The sequence below is a fragment of the Sorangium sp. So ce1014 genome (assembly GCF_051521505.1).
GTDB lineage: Bacteria > Myxococcota_A > Polyangia > Polyangiales > Polyangiaceae > Sorangium.
Map to the genome: position 1 here is coordinate 9953415 of NZ_CP150356.1, position 20943 is coordinate 9974357.

The 20943-nt window shown below is 71.2% G+C and carries 11 protein-coding genes; 8 read left to right on the forward strand and 3 right to left on the reverse strand.

Going from position 1 to position 20943, the window contains the following annotated elements; all coding sequences use genetic code 11:
- Positions 1 to 146: 146 nt before the first annotated feature.
- Both WME75_RS37745 and WME75_RS37750 read left to right on the forward strand, forming a co-directional pair.
- A complete protein-coding gene (locus WME75_RS37745) occupies positions 147 to 2834 on the forward strand; it encodes an O-antigen ligase family protein (protein ID WP_437481397.1) in 2688 nt (895 codons plus the stop codon).
- Between the two features lie 59 nt (positions 2835 to 2893).
- The gene (locus WME75_RS37750) at positions 2894 to 4159 is read left to right on the forward strand and encodes a hypothetical protein (protein ID WP_437481399.1); all 1266 of its coding nucleotides are present in this window, start codon (positions 2894 to 2896) and stop codon (positions 4157 to 4159) included.
- A 54-nt stretch (positions 4160 to 4213) separates the two neighbouring features.
- Here the strand turns inward: WME75_RS37750 and WME75_RS37755 are convergent, their stop codons facing one another.
- A complete protein-coding gene (locus WME75_RS37755; RefSeq protein WP_437481401.1) occupies positions 4214 to 7654 on the reverse strand; it encodes an FG-GAP-like repeat-containing protein in 3441 nt (1146 codons plus the stop codon).
- 394 nt (positions 7655 to 8048) lie between these two features.
- On the opposite strand from WME75_RS37755, the gene WME75_RS37760 reads away from it, so the two are divergent.
- From WME75_RS37760 to WME75_RS37775, 4 genes are all read left to right on the forward strand, one after another.
- Positions 8049 to 10253 (forward strand): GumC family protein, encoded by a 2205-nt coding sequence (locus WME75_RS37760; RefSeq protein WP_437481402.1) that lies wholly within the window; start codon positions 8049 to 8051, stop codon positions 10251 to 10253.
- 13 nt (positions 10254 to 10266) lie between these two features.
- Positions 10267 to 11832: an O-antigen polymerase gene (locus WME75_RS37765; protein WP_437481404.1), complete on the forward strand. Its 1566-nt coding sequence runs from the start codon at positions 10267 to 10269 to the stop codon at positions 11830 to 11832.
- A 142-nt stretch (positions 11833 to 11974) separates the two neighbouring features.
- The gene (locus WME75_RS37770; RefSeq protein WP_437481406.1) at positions 11975 to 13240 is read left to right on the forward strand and encodes a glycosyltransferase family 4 protein; all 1266 of its coding nucleotides are present in this window, start codon (positions 11975 to 11977) and stop codon (positions 13238 to 13240) included.
- On the forward strand, positions 13237 to 14772 hold the full coding sequence (locus tag WME75_RS37775) for a heparinase II/III domain-containing protein (RefSeq protein WP_437481408.1): 1536 nt from the start codon (positions 13237 to 13239) through the stop codon (positions 14770 to 14772). Before WME75_RS37770 ends, WME75_RS37775 begins: the two co-directional genes overlap by 4 nt.
- 63 nt (positions 14773 to 14835) lie before the next feature.
- Here the strand turns inward: WME75_RS37775 and WME75_RS37780 are convergent, their stop codons facing one another.
- Both WME75_RS37780 and WME75_RS37785 read right to left on the reverse strand, forming a co-directional pair.
- On the reverse strand, positions 14836 to 15582 hold the full coding sequence (locus WME75_RS37780; protein WP_437481410.1) for a class I SAM-dependent methyltransferase: 747 nt from the start codon (positions 15580 to 15582) through the stop codon (positions 14836 to 14838).
- Positions 15583 to 15644: 62 nt separating this feature from the next.
- Complete coding sequence (locus tag WME75_RS37785) at positions 15645 to 17156, reverse strand: glycosyltransferase family 4 protein (RefSeq protein ID WP_437481412.1); 1512 nt, start codon at positions 17154 to 17156, stop codon at positions 15645 to 15647.
- An 842-nt stretch (positions 17157 to 17998) separates the two neighbouring features.
- Between WME75_RS37785 and WME75_RS37790 the strand changes: the two genes are divergently transcribed.
- Entirely contained in the window at positions 17999 to 20155 is a 2157-nt protein-coding gene (locus WME75_RS37790) for a bi-domain-containing oxidoreductase (protein WP_437481414.1), read from the forward strand.
- A 168-nt stretch (positions 20156 to 20323) separates the two neighbouring features.
- Positions 20324 to 20938 carry a MerR family transcriptional regulator gene (locus WME75_RS37795; RefSeq protein WP_437481416.1) on the forward strand — a complete coding sequence of 205 codons (615 nt, stop codon included), beginning with the start codon at positions 20324 to 20326 and terminating at the stop codon, positions 20936 to 20938.
- Positions 20939 to 20943: the final 5 nt, after the last annotated feature.

The window sequence follows — 20943 nt, forward strand, 5'->3', positions numbered from 1 at the left end:
CCAGAGGCGTAGCTGGGCGCGAACTCGATGGGTACCTCGACCCACCCCTCCAGCTCGCCAATCCCGGCAGCGCGCGCAGATCGAGCCCTTGAATGCCGTGGTCAATCTCGTCCGCTCGCGACCCGGATCGACTACCCTCGCGGGCCGTGGATCCGGACTACACGCGCGTGAAGCCGAGGTCGCCCATGGAGCGCCGGCGCTCGATGGGCGCCGCGGCGTGGAGCCGACCAGGAGGCGCCGCGGCGCCGCTCGCCGAGCGCGTGATCCCATGGCTGCTCGGGGCCGCCGTCGCCGGGTCCGTGCTCGCCATCGGCGCGGTCCATACGCCCACGCTGGCATGGATCTCCTCGGTCACGGCGATCGCTGCCGCGCTCTCTCTCCGCGCCGGCGCCCTCACCGACGGGCCGTCTTCTGTGAGGACGCTGCCGGTGCTCACGCTGCTCGGCTTGACCGCTTATACGCTGCTGCAGACCGCGCCCCTGCCGCTCGCGTGGCTCGAGAGGCTCTCGCCGGCGAGCGCCGACATCTGGTCGCGCGCCCTGATGCCGCTCGGCGAGGCGGCGCCGCGGTACGCCAGCATCTCGCTCGATCCAGGGGCGACGCGGGTCGAGGCCGTGAAATGGCTCACGTATGCTGGCATCTTCATCACCGCGGCGTTCGTCGGCGCCAGGCACGGCGCGAAGCTTGGAATCACCCTCGTCTTCGGCAGCGCGTTCCTCGCCGCGCTCACGACGATCGCCCACGGGCTGCTCGGCGCGACGAAGGTCTTTGGCCTGTATCAGCCGCGCTTCTCGGTCGCGTCATGGCACATCGGGCCGCTGCTCAACCCGAACAACCTCGCCGGTTACCTGAACCTCGGAATCCTCTCCGGGGTCGGGCTGCTGCTCACGAGCAGGCCGCTCCTGCCGGCCTGGGTTGCCGGGGTCGGGCTCACCGCGATCGTGGGGGTCGGCATCATCGCGTCGTCCCGCGGAGGGCTGCTCGTGCTGCCGCTCGGCCTCGCCCTCTTCGCGCTGCTCTCGCGGCAGAGGCGCGGCAGGCGGCGCTCGGGCGCCCGCGCGCGGGGCCCAGCGACCTGGCTGCTGAGCGTGGCCATCGCCGGCGGCGCGGTGCTGGCCGCGCTCGCCGCCACGAACCGCACCCTCACGGAGATCGCGGACGATAACCTCGACAAGCTGTCGTTCTTCTACTCGACGCTCCCGCTGCTCGCGGATCACTGGCTCCTCGGCATCGGGCGCGGCGCCTTCGAGACGGTGTTCCCTGCTTACCGGCGGTCACCGGGGAACATCGTGTTCACGCACGCGGAGAACTTCGTGCTCCAGTGGGCGGCGGAGTGGGGCATTCCGGCGGCCGCGGCCGCCCTCGTCGCGCTCGGGTTCGCGTTTCGCCCTGGCAAGATCGCGTTGCGCGGGAGCACGGCGACGCTGGCCGCGTGGGTCGGCTGCGTGGTGCTCCTCCTCCAGAACCTGTTCGATCTCGGGCTCGAGGTGCCCGGTGTCACCATCGCGCTCGCGGCGACCCTGGGCTCGCTCTGGGGTGAGGCCCATCGCGAGCGCCCGCGGCGCGATGCTCCGGCAGACGAGCCGGTCGCCGGACGGTGGCGACCGTGGCAGGCGGCGGCGTGCGCCGCGGCCGCCGGGCTCACGCTCGTCGCGCTGATGGTGCGCTTCGGCTGGCGCGACGTCGACCACGACCGCCGAGCGTTGCGCGCTCTGAGCGACGCCGGCGCGGCGAGCGGCGCCGGCTGGCCGCGTTTCCGCGAGGAGCTCCGCGCGGCGATGCTCCGCCACCCCGCGGAGCCGTACTTCCCGTTGCTCGGCGCGGTCACCGTGCTGCAGGGCCGGAGCGAGAGCCCGATCCCGTGGCTCCAGCGCACGCTCGAGCGCTCGCGCCGCCACGGGCGCGCCCACCTCCTGCTCGCGGAGGTGCTCGCGTCGCGCGGCGCCACGGAGCAGGCGCTCCTGAGCCTCCGGCTCGCGGTGGAGGACGATCCCGACGTGGTCGGCACGGCCGCGGGCCTCGCCCGGCAATGGACCCGGCGCTGGGACGAGCTGCTGCGGGCCGTGCCGGAGGGAAAGGCCGGCGTCGAGCTGCTCGAGCGGATGGCGGCCGCGGGGGACCGCCGGGACGAGCTGGACCTGCGCCTGCGCTGCGCGGAGGAAGCGATCGCGCGCGCTCCGACGCGCGTCGGCGCGCGCTGGGCCGCGGGCAACGCGCTGCTCGCGATGCTGGAGGATCCGAGCTCCGCCCGCTGCGGCGACGCGGGAGGCGACGAGGCGCAGCGGGGCGCCTGCGAGCGGCAGATCGAGGCGCACGCGGCGGCGATTCAGGAGTCGAAGGGCGACTCGTTCTACGCGGTCCAGCTGCGGGCGCGGCTCCTCCTGCTGCGCAAGAAGAGCGCGGAGGCGGAGCAGCTGCTCGCGGGGAGCTGCGAGCGGCTCGACAACCGGCTCGGCTGTCTCCGCCTGCGGGTCGTCGCGGCGGCGCAGCTCGGCTCTTCCGAGCGGCTCCTCCCTGCGAGCCGCGACCTGATGCTGGCGTCGTGCAGCGCCCACGCGGCGTGCGCGTCGGCGGCGACCTGGGTCGGCGACCTGCTCGCCGCGCGCAAGGACTACTCGTCTGCCGTGACCTACTACGCGCGGGCGGCGCAGGACGAGCCGACGGAGGAGCGCCTCCTCAAGCTCGCCGACGCCGCGAGCGGGGCGGGCGCGCACGTCGAGGCGGCGGCCGCGCTCGAGCGCCTGCTGCAGCGCCGCGGCGGCCACGACACCGAGCTGCGCAAGAGGATCCTCGACGAGCGGGCCAAGGCCCTGGCGCCTTCGCTCGCGCCGTAGGTAGACTGCGCGCCCCCTGTGGCCATGCGCGCCTCTGTCCGCCTCCAGCGAAGCGCCTTGTGAAGCTGTCGTCGTTGCCGCGCGCCCTGATGCACGGGGGCACGGGGGTCGCGTTCGCCGTCCTCCTGCCGCGCGCCGTCTCGCTCGCCGCCCAGTGGGTGCTCGCGCTCTCGGCCCAGCCCGCGGCGCTCGCCGCGCTCGCCAACTACACGTCGCGAGGGATGGTCGTCGTCTCGCTGGTCGCCGCCGGCCTCGCGCCCATCCTGGCGCGCCGGACGCGCGCGCTCTCGACGAAGGCGGGCCGCGCGCTCGCCGGCGGCGCGCTCGCGATCATCGCCGCGATCGCCTTCAGCAGCACGCTCGCCCACGAGCTCGCCTTCGGGCTGGGCGGCACGGCGGGGCTCGTCACCGCGTTCTTCAGCGCGTGCACGCTGCTCGCCGCCGCCTCGCCCAGCATCTGGCCGCTCTTCCAGCGCGAGGGCCGATACCTCCAGGCGCTCGCGGTGCTCCTCGTCTTCTCGCCTGGCGCGTCCATGCTGGCCGCGCTGAGCGGCCGCCCCTGGGCCGTCGCGACGGCCATCGGGCTCGCCGGCGCCTCGCCCGCGCTGCTCCTGCTGCGTCCGACCCGGCTCCGGCGCGCTGCCCGTTATGCGATGCTCGTCATCCGGCGCGCGGCCCCGCACTCCATCGCGAACTTCTCGACGGTGGTCGTCTATCCCATCTCGCTCAGCGTGAACCTGAAGTACATCGGCGAGCATCGGGTCGGGCAGCAGGTGCTCTACTGGTCCTTTGCCCTGGCCCTCACGAACGCCTCCCAGGCGTTCGCCGCGCGTGCCGTCGCGGGCGCGAGCGGATCGGGAGACGAGGCGACCTGGCACACGCGCGCCCTGCGCGCGTGGCTGCCGCCGGCGGTCGCGCTCTCGGCCGCCGGTGCGCTCATCTACGCGCTCTTCGCGATCCCGATCCCCTGGCTCCCTCACACGGGGGCTGCGCGTGACGCCATGACCGCGACGATGCTGGTCTCCGCGACGGGTCCGCTCATCACCGACGCCCTGTGCGTCTACTTCTCCGGCCCGCGTTCGCGCCGCGCGCTCCCCGTCGGCAGCGTGCTGAGCAGCGCGTGCGTGGCCGGGTGCCTTCTCCTGGCGCCGGAGCCCCTGGTCCGGCATTTCGGCGTGTTTGGCCCGTCGGTGCTGGTCGGCGTGGCGCGCCTCGCCTTCGTGCTCGACGCGCCCATGCGACGGTACGCGCTCGGAGCGATGGTCCTGCTCATCGCCGCGTTCGCCGTCGCGCTGGCGCTCGGGCCGGGCGTGAGCTTCCAGTAACTCGCCTCGACCTGGGCACCGCTGGCCCGTGTCAGGCAGCCATCCACGTCGAGGCTAGGCTCGCGCGGTGCTTCCGCGGCGCGCCGCCCGGTAGCTCGCCGGAGCGGCCGCCCTGGCCCGGGCCCTGCCGAGGGCGAGGAGCGCGAGCGCGATGCCGCCGAGGCCGGCCGTCCACGAGGCGCCGGGCTGCCCGGGCGCCTCGGAGCAGACGCAGCCCCGGCCGTAGAGGAGCGTGTCCCCCGGCAGCGCCCGGTCCACGCCGCCCACGCCGACCCCGCCACCGCCGACCCCACCGGCCCCGGCCCCGCCACCGCCGGCCCCACCGGCCCCGGCCCCGCCGATGCCGACCCCACCGGCGCCGTCTCCACCGGCCCCACCGGCGCCGTCTCCACCGGCGCCGCCTTCGCCCTGCGGCATGCGCACGATCACCCCGTCCGAGCCGCGATCGGGGGAGAGCCCGGCGGCGGAGACCGCGCGGACGCCGACGTAGTACTTCGCCCCGTCGAGGAGCGGCAGCCTGCTGATAGAGGCCTCGCTGACGTCGCCGACTTCCCGCCACGCCGGCGAGCTCACGTAGTTCCCCTCGCCGCCCACGACCGCCACCTCGTAGGACGTGGCCGTCGGGACCTTCGACCACGCCACGTACAGCGTGTCCCGGGTCTCGATCTCGTCGACGTCCTCGCTGGAGCCGCTCGTGCTCGGGTCGATCTCCCAGACGTAATCGGGGGCGGGCAGGTTCTCGTGCCGCAGGTTGTAGAGGTAGCCGTCCGCGACGCTCACGACGATGTCGTCATGGCCGTCGCCGTCGGTGTCCGCGAGGATCGGCGCGCCGACGGGCTCGCCGAAGGCATAGGACCACAGCAGGCGCTCCGAGCACGCGTCGACCGCGTAGAGGAAGCCGTTCGTGGAGCCGACCACGACGGTGGGGCCTGCGGCCGCGAGCCCGGTGAGGTTCTGCGAGATCGCGGCGTCCCCGAGCTGGCCCATGACCGCGCCGGCCTGCTCGGCCGCGTGCTCGTCGGCGAACGAGGCGTCGCCGGCGAGCACGACGAAACTCGACCGGCCAGCGCCGGGGCCGTCGAGCTTGGTGAACGAGAGGCGCGCCGGGTGCACGTACGAGCCCTCGACGAGGAGGGGCCTCCCGTCGCACCTGGCGATCGCGCCGTGCGGGTACGGGCGGCTGCCCACGGGGCCCCTCCAGAGCGCGGCGCTTAGATCGTGCGGCAGCGTCCTCTCGGGGTGATACCCCCCTTGCAGCGTCATCTCGAGCCGCTCGTCTCCCGACACGTCGGCGAGGATCGGCATGAAATAGGGCAACCGCTCCGTGCTCTCGCGGAGGGCGCTGCCGTCTCGGCCCGACAGCACGCGGGCGGAGTTGATCGCCACGGCGACGTCCTCCGCCCCGTCTCCGTCCCAGTCGGCGATCGCGACGGCCTGGGTCCCGGCCGAGGCGTTGATGTCATGCTTCCATCGCATCCCGCCGCTCCGATCGAGCGCGAGGATCTCGGTGCGATAGGTGGGATCGACCGTGAGCGCCACGAGCTCGGGCGCGCCGTCGCCGTCGAGGTCTCCGTGCAGCACGTCCCACGCGGGCGGCTTCTGCACCGCGGTCTCGCTCGTCTGCCTGCCGTTCGCGTCGAGCGCCACGACCGCGTACCTCGGCGGATCGACGAGCGGGTGCCGTCGCCTGAAGCACGCGAGGGTCGCCGGCGTGCGGTCGTCGGCGGGCCAGATGGAGGCGCCGAACGCGTCGATGACGCGCCAGGCCGCCTTGGCCGGCGCGACATTGCTCGCGTCCTCGGACGCGATCCGGAGGAGATCACCCCGGCTGTCGACGACGACCACGCTGGCGGCCGCGTCCCCCGGCGACAGCTTCGCCGCGATCGGAGCGCGGCCGAAGTCCACGTACGCACCGGGGCCTGTGCTGTAACTGCCAACGCGCAGGCCCGGCACGACCTCGCGCCCCTCGTGCATGAGGTTCGTCGGCGCGAGCGAGGCGTCGAGCAGCGCGACGAACCCGTCTTCGCGGGAGACCATGAGCCGCGGCGCCGCCGGAGACGTCGCCGCCGGCACGTCGAGCGCCGCGACGCCGACGCCGAGGTCGACCCGGTACACCGCGGCAGGCGAGGCTCCGGCCGCGCGCGTCTCGTAGGCGGTGAGCGCCACCGGCGCCGAGGTCGCTTCGAGCACGAGCTCACCGCGCCCGTCGCCGTCGAGATCCGGCGTGACCAGCGCCTGGCTGAGCCCCGTCCGCTGCGCTCGCCCCCAGTCGAGCCGCGTGCGGACCAGCTCCCCATCGCGCGACCAGAGCCGCTCGACGCGCTGTCCGGCTGCGCGGCTGAACCGGAACGCCGACACGCGGTCCTCGCGCGACGTGATGATCCACTGCCCGGCGCCGGCCTCCCCGGGGATCGCGCCCTGCGCGATCTCCTCGGGGATGACGGCGAGCTCGGCGCCCGTGGCCGCGTCGAGCACGAACGACGTCCACGTCTCGCCCGTCTTGCCGCTCGCCAGCACCTCGAGCGCGCCGTCGCCGTCGAGATCCCAGGCGAGGCGCGTCGGGGCCCGGGCGTCGCCGCCGTCGTTGGGGCTGAGCGTCTTTCGCCAGACGACGGCCAGCGATGGGCTCTCGCCCGGCCTGTACGCGAGCAGGGAGACCTCGCGCGCCCCCTCCACGCCGAACACCCGATTCTGAAAGCAGAGCGCTCGCTGGGGGCTCGGGGGGTCGCCCAGGGTCACGGCCTCGCACGACGCGCCGCCGAGGTGCGCTCCGACGATCGCGGACTCCGCGAAGACGTCCCCAGCCCCGGAGACAAATAACAGTCTGTCTTGAGAGGATACGAGGAGATCGGCGGCTCCGTTCCCGTCCCAGTCGCCCACGGTGTCGATCGAGGCGTTGCAGCGCGCGCGCTTCGGCGGGGAGGGCAGCCTCTCCACGGCGCTGAACCCCCTCGCGAAGCTGTAGATGACGCCCGGGCTGTCGGTCCGCACCGCGCAGCAGCCGCACTCGTCGAGGAACAGATCGAGGTGGCCGTCACCATTGAAGTCTGCGAGGCGCGCCGCGCCGAGCACGCCGAGCTCCGAAGCGTCCTCCATCCAGAGGATGACCCCGCTCGCCCCATCGAGCACGGCCGCCCCCGCGCCGGTCAGGACGATCACCTCGAGCAGGCCGTCTCCGTCGAGATCCTCGACGGCGTGCAGCGTCCGGAAGCCCATCGAAGGGGTCCTCCAGCGGGTGAAGCCCTGCGGATCGGAGAGCGTCACGCGCCCTCCGGAGGCGAAGAGCACGTCGAGCTCGCCATCCTGGTTCACGTCGCCAGCGAACACGCTTCTGGACAGGAGCGCTCCGCCCAGGTACGAGCGCCAGTAGGGCGCCGGCTTGACGATATTGCTCGTGGACGGCGTGGCGCCCGTGCGCTGCGGGTCGTGACGGGCAGAAGGCCAGTCTGCGAACGCGTCATTCCCGGCGAAGAGGAGCGCGGAGCACGCTGCCATCGCGCCTGCACGCGTGACGATCGATGACCGTGTCATTCTGCTTGTCCTCAGCGAGCGAGCGTAGCGCTGCGCACGCGGCCGAAGTGTAGTCCATCCCGGCGGAGCGGCAGCAGCCGGCAAAAGTCCTCCCGGCTGGGACCTCTGCCGCGCCCGCGACCGGGCATTCGGGCCGTAGACAGCCCGAGCTGCGGATGTTATACTACATCCGCTCCCATTTCGGAACGCCGGCTTGAATTTTGGGGACCTGGGGCGCACCTTAGCCCTCCGCGCGGACCCCTACCCTGGGAAACGCGCCTCTAACGCACGACTTATGGCCGACGAACTCAGAGCCCCCTCGACATCCCTGTCCCCAAACGACGCTTCCACCGAGCGCTCGTTCGATCTCGTAGCGGCCTTGCGCATCGTTAGCAAGCACTGGGCCACCGCGCTCTCGACGCTGCTCTTCGTCGCCCTCAGCGTGACGTTCTACACGCTCGGGCAGAAGAAAATTTATCAGTCGACGACGACAGTGCAGTTCGATCCGAATCCTCCGAGGCCGCTCGGCCGCGGAGTCGACACCGTGGTCGACATGGGCGCTGGGTCGTACTGGAACAACCGAGAGTATTACGAGACCCAGTACAAGGTCATCCGGTCGATGCGGGTGGCGCTCGCGGTCGTCGCCCAGCTGAGCCTGCAGAGCGACGTTTACTTCCTGGAAAACCTCCCGAAGGAGGCGGCGGCCCCCGCGCCGAAGACCGTGACCGCTGAGGAGGCCGCGGATCTCGTGCTCGAACGGCTCCTGATCGAGCCGGTGAAGGACAGCCGCCTCGCGGTCGTGCGTTACATCGATGCGGATCGCGAGCGGGCTCAGCGCGTGCTCTCGACGCTGATGGATGTTTACATCGAGCAGAACCTCGATGAAGCGCTCGCCTCGACGACCTCGGCCGTCGACTGGCTGAGGATACAGCTCGACAAGCTGAAGAATGACCTGGAGGCGAGCGAGACCTCGCTCCACGAATACAAGCTCAGCCATGACATCCTCGACGTGGATTTCGAGGACAAGACCAACCTGCTTCGTGAGGAGATGAAGCAGATCAATGACGCCCTCACGTCCGTGCGCACGCGGCGGGAGGAGTTCGCCGCGAGGAACCACGAGCTGTCGAAGGTCGACCCGAACAACCCGACCGACCTCCCCGCCTCGGAGCTCATCCAGAGCCCGGTCCTCCAGATGCTGCGCGCGCGCCAGGAGGAGTGCGTCCGCGAGCGCGACGCGCTCCTCGGCTCTGGCAAGGGCGATAACCACCCGGACGTCCGCGCCGCCAACGAGCGGATTACCGCCAACCGGAACGCGCTCATCGCCGAGGTCAAGAATGTTCAGGGCGCGGTGAGCCGCGATCTCGCCATCGTGAAGCGCCAGGAGACGGGCCTCGCGGCGCTGCTCGAGGACTCGAGAAAGCAGGCCTTCGGGCTGAATTCTCTGAAGATCGAGTACGACCGCCTCCGCAGGACGAAGGACAACACGGAGAAGCTCTACCAGCTCGTCCTCGAGCGCACGAAGGAGAGCGACCTGCAGCGGATGATGCGGGTGAACAACATTCGCGTCCTCGACAGGCCGAGCCTCGCGCTCATCCCGCTGCGTCCCCGCGTCGGGACCAACATCGCGGTCGGCATCTTCGCCGGGCTGCTCCTCGGGATCGGGGCGGCGCTGGGGCGGGCGTTGCTCGATCGCACGCTGAAGACGCCGGATGAGGTGGAGCGGGAGCTCGGCCTACCCCTCCTGGGCCTCCTGCCGGAGTTCGACAATCGGGGCAAGAAGGAGGCCGAGCTCCGCAAGGCGAACCGCCGCGGCAGGCGCGCTGCCCAGCCGGGCCGGCACGAGCTCGTCGTCCATGATCAGCCGAAGAGCGGGATCGCGGAGGCGGCCCGCGCGATCCGGACCAACCTGCTCTTCATGTCGCCCGACCACCCCTACAAGACGCTGCTCGTCGCGAGCGCCGGGCCCGCGGAGGGAAAGACGACGGCGTGCTGCTGCATCGCCGTCGCCATGGCGCAGGCAGGACAGAAGGTCGTCCTCATCGATTGCGACCTCCGCAAGCCGCGCCTCCATCACATCTTCGGGAAAGGCATGGAGATCGGCGTCACGAGCGCGCTGCTCGACGACTCGGTGGTCGACGACGAGAGCGCGCTCAGGACGGAGGTGGAGAATCTCTATGTCATCCCCGCGGGCCCCATCCCGCCGAACCCGGCGGAGCTCCTGCACAGCGATCGCTTCAAGGCGCTGCTCCGCAAGCTCCAGGGCCGCTTCGACCGCGTGCTCATCGACAGCCCTCCCCTGCTCGCGGTGACCGACGGCACCGTGCTGTCCACGCTGGTCGACGGCACCGTGCTCGTCGTACGAGCATCCGTCACGACGCGCGACTTCGCGCGCCATGGGATCCGGGCGCTCTACGACGTCGGGGGCAAGACGGTGGGGGTCGTGCTGAACGCCGTGAACCTGAGCCGGCAAGAGTACGGCGGCTATCGCTACTACGGCTACAAGAGCGACGAACCTTACCAGACGCCTGCCGAGCCGGCGCCCTCCGACCCAGCGGCGCCGCCTCCGCCTCCGCTGCCGAATTGAGGAGCGCCGGCCCTTGCTCTCCTTGAGGCTCCCCGGCGCACGGGGCATCCCCCGCGCACACGGCGCTCGGCGCGCCGCCAAGGCAGCCCCCGCCGGGGCGAGGACGCGCCGCGTCCGGCTCTGGGCGACGGTGCTCGTCGCCGCCCTGGCAGCGCTCGGCCCCGTCCTCGAGGGGACGCTCGGCGACGGGATCGGGTGGACCGTCGGCCTCCTGGTCCTGATGCTCGCCCCGTCGCTCGCCCGCGCCGGCGGTCCCCGCTTCCATCCGCTGGATCCGGAGACGTACGTGCCGGCCACGTACTTCCTCAGCGTCGCTTACACTCCCGTCCTGCGCCTGCTCATGTCCACTGGACTCCATCTGTCGAGCCGTGACGAGGCGGCCATGGAGGTAGCCTACGTCGGCGCAGCTGGATGCGCGCTCGTGTGCACCGCCCTGAGCCGGGCCCCCGAAGCGCCGAACCTCGATCGCCTGGTGCCGATGCACAACCCGAAGGCGATCCTGGACCAGGACTGGGGGACAATGGCGGCCGGAGCGCTCGGGATCGGGCTCGTATTCGCGTGGATCGCCTCGATCGGCCTGGGGCGGTTCTTCACGCTGAGCTACGGGGCCACCCACCTGGAAGGGCATGGCAAGGGCCTGTTGATCTCGGGCTGGTACCTGATCCAGATCGCGGCCGTCTACTTTTTTCTCCGGATCGCGTCGCTCCGCAAGGCCCGTCTGCGGGTCCCGATGCTGGTGTACGTCGCCGGGATGCTGCTCCTCATGACCTTCCTGCTCAACACGGCGACGGGGCGGCGAGGTCCTCTCATCTTTGCTATCCTCTCCGTCGGGCTCGGGTTGCATGCCTTCGGTGTCCAGATCCGGCGCCTGTGGCTGGCCATCGGCATGGTGTGCGTCCTCTTCTACGGCATCGCGATGGACGGCGCCCGGTTCAAGCAGGGCAGCGGGCTCGACGCGCAGATCGAGTCGGCGGTACTGCGCCTCGATCAGACAGAGAACGTGCTGGAGATCAGCGAGCTCCAGCGCGTCTACGATAACCTCGTCACCATCGTGAACGAGAGGCCTCCCCTCGTAGCCTACCCGGGCGAGAGCTGGATCAACGCCGTCCTCATCCTGGTGCCCAAGCCGATCTGGCACGAACGGCCGCTCGCGCTATCGGAGCGCTATGTCCTGTGGATGGATCCTGACTTTGCGCGCCATGGCGGCGGCTTCGCCATGAGCGCTGCCACCGAGGGATACCTGAACCTCGGTTTCCTCGGTACGTTCATCCAGATCTCGGTGATGAGCGCCGTCTTCTTCATGCTGCCGCTCGTCATGGCGGCCGCGCGCGAGACGCCGCTGTTCAGCCGTGCGACCGCCGTGTGCCTCGCCTCGTTCGCGTACTACCAGTTCCGGGGCGAGCTCAGCTCCCTGCTCAAGATCACGCTCACGCTGGGGGCCGCGATGCTCGTGGGGGTCCTGATGGCCTCGCTCGTCAAGCACGTGCGGCACAAGCTCTCTGCAATGGGTACAGTGCGCCATGGACCTGAGCGGCCCCTGCGCCAAGCACGCCTCGGCCAGCCGTCGTCGAGCCAGTAGGGTCCCCGCGCTGCCCTCCGGCGGCCGACCGACGGCCTCGCCTCGGTGCGAGGCCGCGGCGGCCGCGGGCGCGAACAGCTCCACCAAGAGAACGGCAGAACGAACCTCCAACGAGAACCTGGCCTGAAGCGCCACGCGGACCATGCGCATCCTTTACGTCTCCCCTTACTTTCCGCCCGAGCCGGGCGCCCCCGCGGCGCGCGTATCGGAGCTCGCCCGAGCCTGGCGCCGCACTGGGCACGAAGTCACCGTCCTCACAGGCCTTCCGAACCACCCGACCGGGGTCGTCCCGCCCGAGTATCGAGGTCGGGTCCGCATCGAGGAGGACTTCCATGGAGTGCGGGTCCTCCGCACGTGGATCTACGCCGCCGCCAACCGGGGCAAGGTGCGTCGCTCGCTGGCGTACGGCTCGTTCGCCGCCTCCGCGCTCACGCTCGCGCAGCTCGCGTTGCCCCCGAGCGACGTGCTCATCGCGACGAGCCCCCACTTTCTCACGGCCGTGGCCGGCTACGGGCTCGCCAGGCTCCGCCGGCTGCCGTTCGTGTTCGAGGTGCGCGACCTCTGGCCCGAGTCCATCGTGGCCGTGGGCGCCCTCCCGGCAGGGCATCCGGTCGTGCAGGGGCTCACCCTCGTCGAAGAGCAGCTCTACCGGGCGGCCGACGAGATCGTCGTCGTCACGCAGAGCTTCCGCGAGCGCCTCGTCGCCCGAGGCGTGCCCGCCGACAAGATCGACGTCGTCCGCAACGGCGTGGATCTCGGTCGTTTCACGCCGTCGCCGCGCGACACGCCGCTCCGGGCGAAGCTCGACCTCGGGGACCGCCTCGTCGTGGCGTACGTCGGCACGCACGGGATGGCGCACGGCCTCTCCGCGGTGCTCGACGTGGCGAGAGGCCTGCTCGCGCGCGACGACATTCGCTTCCTCTTCGTCGGAGAGGGGGCCGAGCGGGCGAGCCTGGAAGCGCGCGCACGTGAGCTCGGGCTCACCAACGCGACGTTCCTCGGCGCGCTCCCGCGCGACGCGATCACCGAGGTGTACGCCACCGCCGATATCTGCCTCGTTCCCCTGCGCAAGACCGAGCTCTTCGAGACCGTGATCCCCTCCAAGATCTTCGAGATCCTCGCCATGGCGCGCCCGGTCGTGATCTCGGTCGACGGCGAGGCACGGGCGATCGTCGAGGAGGCGCGCGCCGGCATCTTTGCTCCGCCCGAGGACGTGCCGGCCATGACCCGGGCCATCGTCGAGCTCGCGTCCGATGCCGACAGGCGGAGGCGCATGGGGGAAGCGGGGCGGTCCTACGTCATCCGTTCGTTCGATCGCGACGCCCTCGCGCGCGACTACATCGAGGTGCTGGAGCGCGTGGTCCTTCGTTCGGGATCTCGCGGAGATCAGCGGAGAGACAGGCCATGAACCTCCCGCGGGTCGCCCGCACCGTGGCGCAGCTCCACCCCGTTCAGGTGCTCGCCCGTCCGATCGCGCTCGCTCAGCGCGCGCTCGGCAAGGTCCCCACCGCGGCGCGGCCTCCGCGCCTCCGCCCCGGCTTCGCCCCGCCGAGCGCGCGCTTCGCGGCCTTCGCGGACGCCGAGAGAGCGCGCGGCGGCGCGCGCCTGGCCGCGATTCCCGAGGGTTCGCTGCTGCATGCGTACGAGCGCGCCTACGGTTATGAGCTCGGGGCCGATCCGACGCTCCAGGCCCCGGGCACGTGGGACGCCCCCATCGCGTCGCATCCCTTCCCCGCCTCGGTGCGCGCCCGCCGGCTTGCGGTCGCCGCGCGCCTCGGGCGCCCTGGGCTCTCGGCCGAGCTGGCGCGCGCTTGTCGGGCCGTCGCGCTCGGCCTCGAGCTGCACCTGCTCGCCAACCACCTGCTGGAGAATGCCATCGGGCTCGTGTGCGGCGGCGCGGTCACCCACGGGATCGAGGCGGAGGCGTGGTGGACGCTCGGCTCGGCGCTCCTCGCCTGGCAGCTCCCGGAGCAGTTCCTGGACGACGGTGGGCACTTCGAGCTCTCCGTCTCGTACCACCTCGCGCTGACGGCCGGGCTGCTCGAGGCGATCGAGCTCACGCAGGCGTCGGGGCGCGATGTGCCCGAGCTCTGGCGGACGACGGCGCGGCGGGCGCTGTCATGGGCCGCCGCCGTCCGCGCTCCGGACGGCACCTACCCCCTGTTCAACGACGCCGCGCTCGACGCCGCGCCCGAGCTCGATCGCGTCCTCGGCCTCGGCGCGGAGCTCGGCCTCTTCGTGCCGGCCCGAGCGCCCGGCGCAGCGCTGGACGACGGGCCCTCGCTCCAGCACCTCACCGCGACCGGCTGGGTGATCCTGCGGTCCGGCGCTCGGGCCTGGCTCGCGTTCGACGCGGGGGCGGACGGGGCCTCGTATCAGCCCGGCCACGTGCACGCCGACGCGCTCACGTTCGAGCTGTGGCTCGGGGGCGAGCGCGCAGTCGTCGACTACGGCGTCTCCAGCTACAAGGCGGATCGCGACCGGGGGGAGACCCGGGCCACGCGCGCGCACAACACGATCGAGCTCGGCGGCGCCGACTCGAGCGAGGTGTGGAGCGCTTTCCGCGTCGGCCGCCGGGCGCGCGCCGAGGTGCGGCGGCTCGAGCAGGCCCGCGCGCATGTCGCCGTGGAGGCCGAGCACAACGGATACCGGTTCCTCCCCGGGGCCCCCGTGCATCGACGCGCGCTCGATCTCTCCGAGCGCGAGCTCGCGATCCACGACGAGATCCTCGGCGGCCGGACGAGCGCGTGCTCCCGGCTCAGGCTCGACGAAGCCGCCTGGCGGAGCCAGTCGATCGCGATCGAGGGCAGCGGGCTCACGCCGGACCGGAGCTCGGGTGTCTGGTTCCCCTGCTTCCGGCAGCCGCGGGCGGCGGTGGTCTTCTCGGGGAGCGGCCAGGTACAGGGTGGCTGGCGCGGCGGGTTTCGCATCCGGTGGTGAGCGCTCCTCGCCGAGCGCGCCGGGAGCCGCGACGACCTCGCGTCCCCGCGCGAGGGCCGCGCCTCACTCGCGCACGAGGCTGCCCGTGAGCGTGATGCGGAACGGCGCGAGCGCCTCGACCTTGTCGAGCAGCAGGTGCAGCGCCAGCGCTGCCTGGTGGAAGCCGGGGAAGAACACCGTATAGCTCGGGTGATCGACCCCCGTATAGAGCTTGTCCACGCGGAAGCCTGTCGCCTTCGCGATGCGGCGTACGGCCCACACGGTGTTCATGCGGAAGTAGGTCTGGTACGGCTTGGGGTTGTTGCTGCCGTTCGACGCGCGCAGCATGCCCACATAAAAATCGTGGAACCACTGCGGCGTCATGTGCGTCGCGAGCCCCGAATACGACAGGAGATTGGGCGCCGTGAACACGAATCGCCCGCCCGGACGCAGGAGCCGGTGCGCCTCGCGCAGCACCGCCTCCGGCCGCTCGAGGTGCTCGAGCAGGTGGTCCGCCGCGATCGCATCGGCGCAGCCGTCCGGCAGCGGGACCGACTCGCCGAACGCGCAGACGTGCTGCGGCGCCGGGTTGCGCGCGAGCGCCTGCTCGTCCGGATCGACGGCGTAGATGGTCTTTCCGTCGAGCGGCACGGTCGCCACCTTGCCGAACCACAGCGGCCCGCAGCCGAGGTGGATCACGTCCTTCGCTGGAAGGACCGCCTCGTCCACAAACCCCTGGTAGGCCTTCCAGTAATGCTGGCGATCCGTGAACTTGTAATAAAGCGCGTTCGTCTTTGTATTGAAGTCGACGGCTTTACGGATGATCTCCACTGTCTCTCCTAGGTCGTCCGTCTGGCCGAGCTGCGCGAGCCCGCCAGCCGCTGGATGAAGGCTCAAACCACCGACAGGCGCCCCTGGGGAAGCGGCTCGAGCGTGCGCGAGGACGGCCGGCGCAGCAGCAGCCGCTCCGCCGAGTCCGCCACGAGCTGCAGCAGCATGTCCGCCTGCGGGCTGACCGCGCTCTCCTCGCTGTCCCAGCGGAACCGCAGCTCGACGATCTCGCCGGCGAGCTCGATCGTGAACACCGCGGCGACCGCCTCACGGAGCCTCAGCGGCGTCGCCGTGTCCCGCGTCCAGGTCCAGGGCCTCACACGCGCGTTGCCGTTCGCCCCCTTGGAGCTCACTTCCATGGCCAGGAGCCGCGCCTCTGCCGCGAAGCGCTCGAGCACCACGCGCAGCCGCTCGGGACCGCTCGCGGTCTCGATCTCGAGCAGCGCCCGCGGCACCGCGCGGCGCAGCGCCTCCACGACCATCTCGCGCGGGCGCTTGGCGGCGGCGGGGCGCGCCCCGAAGAGCGCGAACGAGCCCGCCGCGCGCACCACGATGAAGAGCGCCGCGCTGCAGGCCAGCAGCGCGAAGCCGATCTCGTGCGAGCGGCCGACGTACGCCACCAGCGCGACGACGGTGAAGAGCAGGCTCAGCCCGTAGAGGATCAGCACCGCGCCGCGGTGCGAGTGGCCTTTGTCGAGCAGCTTGTGATGGATATGCGACCGGTCCGCCGAGAAGATCGGCCTGCGGGCGATGAAGCGCCGCACCATCGCCGAGATCATGTCGAAGATCGGCAGGCCCAGCGCGAGCAACGGCACGAGGACCGCGAGCGCGGTGCCGCCCTTGTGCGTGCCCACGCCGAAGAGCGGGATCGCCGCGAGCATGAACCCGAGGAACATGCTCCCGGTGTCGCCCATGAAGATCGTCGCCGGGTGGAAGTTGTGGAACAGGAATCCGACGATCGCGCCGGCGAGCGTCGCCGCGAGCAGGCAAATCACCAGGTTGCCCGGGTAACCGCCCAGGTAGGCGGTGATGAAGTTGGCGACGCACGCGAAGAAGCCCACCCCCGCGGCGAGCCCGTCGAGCCCATCGATCAGGTTGACGGCATTGATGATCGCGACGAACCAAGGGATTGTCACGAAGAAGGACAGCGGCCAGAAGGAGACGTGGCCGAAGTATGGCAGCGTCACACACTCGAGGCGGAGCCCGAAGGCCCACGCGAGCGAGGCTGCGAGGATCTGCGCGAGCAGCTTGTGCCGTGCGCGCATTCCCTTGATGTCATCCCAGGCGCCCGCCGCCGCGATCGTCAGCCCGCCAGCCAGCAGGCCGACCACCAGCGAGTGCTGCGTGAACCACTGAAGCGCGATCTGCGTTTGCAGCGCCACGAGAATGAAGAGAGGCAGTATGAAGCCTGCCACGATGGCGAGCCCGCCCAGGCGCGGGATGCATCGGGTGTGCACGCGGCGCGCGGTCGGCTCATCCACCGCCCCCACGGTGAGCGCCAAACGGCGCACGAGCGGCGTCGTCGCCCAGGAGAGCACCAGCGCAAGGATGACCGCAGTGAGCGTACTTACCATCGCTCTCCTTCCCTTTGGGAGTTACGCCCCCCTTTGGTGCAGCGCGGAGCGCGATATTCATAGCTCGTGATCATAAAATGCCAGAAAAAGCCTTCGTCGATGTGCCCCTACTACCCCATGCAAGCGCCTGAGACAACCGTCGGGCAAGGAACGGACAGAAGTGTGAGACGCGAGTAAGTAAAACCCCTAGTAAGCTAACCTTCCACCATGGTGATAGATCTCACATTTTACATCCTCACTGCAATTATTCACATCCAAGGGCGTTTCCGGTGGCCTATCGAGCGGAAAAATGCGGCCCTGGTGCCCACCGATTGCCGTGTTGTCGCGCGGCTCGTCGGCAGCCGATTCGCACTCAGACGTGCTGATCGCTCGATCTCCGGCGGTCTACGGCGGTCTACGGCGGTCTGTGGTTCGAGTACAAAGCGCCTCACCGTTCGTCACAGGTGCGATGCGCAGCGACGAGCTGCCCGCGACGGCCATGTTGGAGGCGCTCCCTCCACGGCGCCGTTGGCCCGGAGGATGCTTATGACGAGCTCAGCCGCACCAGCCCGGCATAGGACTCCTCGCCGCATCCCAGGAACGGTTCCTCCTGGGGTGTCTCTTCGGTTGCGAAGATCCCGTCAGCGCATGACGTCATGGCTCAACCCATGAGGGGGAGTCCCGGCGCGACGCGCGCTCCACGCCGCGCTCCCGCGGGGCGCGGCGTGGAGCGCGAGCGCGCGAGCCGCAGCGGCTCGCCGATCAACGCCAGCAGCGCGCCCCGGGGCGGTGTATAGGAGCGAGCTCCATCGCGCCAGCGTGCGCCGATGGGCACTGAACAGGTAGGTTCGAGGAGAGTCGGTATGCGTCAGGTATCTCAGAGTTATCGGACGGGGAAGCTCGCGGTGGTGGACACGGCGGCGCCCCGCGCGCCCGCGGGCGGCGTCCTGGTGGACACGACGGTCTCGCTGATCTCGGCCGGTACGGAGCGCGCCATCGTCGACATGGCCCGCAAGAACCTGATCGCCAAGGCCAAGGAGCGGCCGGACCTCGTCGCGAAGGTCATCGACAAGGCGAAGCGCGAGGGCGTGCTGGCCGCCTTCGACGCCGTGCGCACCAAGCTCGACAACCCCATCCCGCTCGGCTACTCGCTCGCGGGCCGCGTGGCGGCCGTGGGCGCCGGGACCGCGGGCTTCGCGCGCGGCGACCGCGTCGCGTGCGCGGGCGCGGGCATCGCCAACCACGCCGAGGTCAACGCGGTCCCGCTGAACCTCGTGGTGCCGGTGCCGGACGGCGTCACGGACGAGGAGGCCTCGTTCGTGACCGTGGGCGCGATCGCGCTGCACGGCGTGCGGCTCGCCCGGCCCACGCTGGGCACGAGCGTGGCGGTGATCGGCCTCGGGCTGCTCGGGCAGATCGCGGTGCAGCTGCTCGCCGCGCACGGCTGCGACGTGATCGGCATCGACATCGATCCGGCCAAGGTCGAGCGCGCCAAGGCGCGCGGCGCGGTGGCCGGCGCGGTGCCCTCGCGCGAGGACCCGATCGAGGTCGTCCGCGCGTTCACCCAGGGGCGCGGCGCCGACGCGGTGGTGATCACCGCCTCGTCGCCGACGAACGAGCCGCTCGTCACCGCGGGCGAGCTCGCGCGCGATCGCGCGCGCATCGTGATGGTCGGGCTGATGCCGATCGATGTGCCGCGCAAGACGTACTTCGACAAGGAGCTCGAGCTCGTCGTCTCGCGCAGCTACGGCCCCGGCCGCTACGACCCCGAGTACGAGGAGCGCGGCCGCGATTACCCGATCGGCTACGTGCGCTGGACCGAGCGCCGCAACTTCGAGGCGGTGCTGCGCGCGATCGAGACAAAGCGGCTCGACGTGCAGGGCCTCGTGACGCACCGCTTCGCCTTCGAGGACGCGCTCGACGCGTACGCGGTGGTGACCGGCGAGCGGCAGGAGCCTCACCTGGGCGTGCTGCTGACCTACCCTGCCGGCCGCGCGGAGCAGCCCGCAGAGGTGACGACGGCGACGACGCACGCGCGGCGCGACCGGTCGACGCTCGGCGTGGCGATGGTGGGCACCGGCGCGTTCGCGTCGAGCGTGCTGCTGCCAGCCCTGGCGAAGACCGCCGGCGCGAAGCTCGTGGCGACCGTGTCGGGCCGCGGGCTCTCCGCGCGGCACGCGGCGGACCGCTTCGGCGCCGCGCACGTGCTGGCCGACCTCGGCGCCGCGCTGGCGCTGCCCGACGTCGACGCCGTGATGATCGCCACGCGGCACGCGGGCCACGCGGCGCAGGCCGCGAAGGCGCTCGCCTCGGGCCGGGACGTGTTCCTGGAGAAGCCCGCGGCGATCAGCGAGGACCAGCTCGCCGAGCTCGCGCAGGCCGTCGCGGGCGCGAAGGGCCGCCTGCAGGTCGGGTACAACCGCCGCTTCGCCCCCTTCGCCATCACGGTGCGGGAGGCGTTCGCCCAGCGGCGCGCGGGGCTCGTCATGATCGCGCGCATCAACGCGGGCCGCGTCCCCGGCACGAGCTGGATCGCGGACACGGCCGAGAGCGGAGGGCGCATCGTCGGCGAGGGCTGCCACTTCGTCGACCTCTTCTCGTACTGGGCGAACGCCGAGCCGGTCCGGGTGAGCGCGCACGCCATCGGCGCCGAGGGGGCGTACCACCGCGACGACAACGTCATCGTCACCCTGACCTTCGGCGACGGCAGCGTGGGGACGCTGATCTACACGTCAATGGGCGATCCCAGCGTCCCCAAGGAGAGCTACGAGGTGCTCTGCGAGGGCAAGGTCGCGCAGCTCCACGACTGGCGCGCGCTCTCGCTGACCGAGCGCGGCAAGACCCGCACGACGCGCGCGCTGAAGGCCGACAAGGGCCACGCGGCGCAGATCGAGGCGTTCGTGCGGGCGTGCAACGCCGGAGCGCCGAGCCCGATCCCCTGGAACAGCATCGAGGCGACCACGCGCGCGACCTTCGCGATCGAGCGAGCCCGTCAGGACAACACGAGCGTCGAGCTGTAGCGCCCGCCGGCCCACCGTCGCGCTCGGCGTATCGCGCTCCACCAGCGCGATACGCCGCTACGTCGGCACCCGTACAAGCCGGTTGACAGCCTCCGTCCAGCGCCCTAGAAGGTCCGCAACCCTCACGCATACGTAAGGGTCAGGGTTTCAACCTGGCGCAGCGTACCTATGACGACACGGCACCACCTTCCTGTCGCGTACGAGCATGGCACCGGCGGGTCCATCCTGTCCGGGACGTCCAGAACGGATGCGCCCGGGGGTTGCGCTGAGGCCGAGGAGGACGATCGCCTCCTCCAGGTGGGCGACATCGCCAAGGCGACCGGGAAGACGGTGCGGGCCATCCACCACTACGAGGAGGTGGGGCTGCTCACGCCGCACGCCCGCTCCAAGGGGCGTTACCGGCTCTACGACCACGCCGCCCTCAGCCGGGTCCGGTGGATCGGCAAGCTCCACGACCTCGGCCTGTCGCTGAGCCAGATCCAGCAGATCGTCTCGACCTGGGAGGCGTCCTCGTCGGCCCCCGGCGCCATGTCGCGGATCCGGGACGTCTACCAGCAGAAGCTCGAAGAGGTGCGGGAGCAGATCGCGCACCTCGAGAACCTCGAGCACGAGCTCGTCGCGAGCCTCGCCTACCTCGACACCTGCGAGACGTGCGACCCGGCAGAGCTCGTCGCCGCCTGCACGAACTGTAATCTTCACGACAAGAGCAAGGCTGAGCCCGAGCTCGTCGCCGGGATCCGCGGCGGCAATGGGCATTGCCGCCAGAGCTCGAATCACCGCTGAGCGAG

Coding starts and splice junctions, on each gene's coding strand:
- WME75_RS37755 (WP_437481401.1), bottom strand. CDS start 7,654: ATGGCAGCGTGCTCCGCGCTCCTCTTCGCCGGGAATGACGCGTTCGCA.
- WME75_RS37770 (WP_437481406.1), top strand. CDS start 11,975: ATGCGCATCCTTTACGTCTCCCCTTACTTTCCGCCCGAGCCGGGCGCC.
- WME75_RS37775 (WP_437481408.1), top strand. CDS start 13,237: ATGAACCTCCCGCGGGTCGCCCGCACCGTGGCGCAGCTCCACCCCGTT.
- WME75_RS37785 (WP_437481412.1), bottom strand. CDS start 17,156: ATGGTAAGTACGCTCACTGCGGTCATCCTTGCGCTGGTGCTCTCCTGG.
- WME75_RS37790 (WP_437481414.1), top strand. CDS start 17,999: ATGCGTCAGGTATCTCAGAGTTATCGGACGGGGAAGCTCGCGGTGGTG.
- WME75_RS37795 (WP_437481416.1), top strand. CDS start 20,324: ATGACGACACGGCACCACCTTCCTGTCGCGTACGAGCATGGCACCGGC.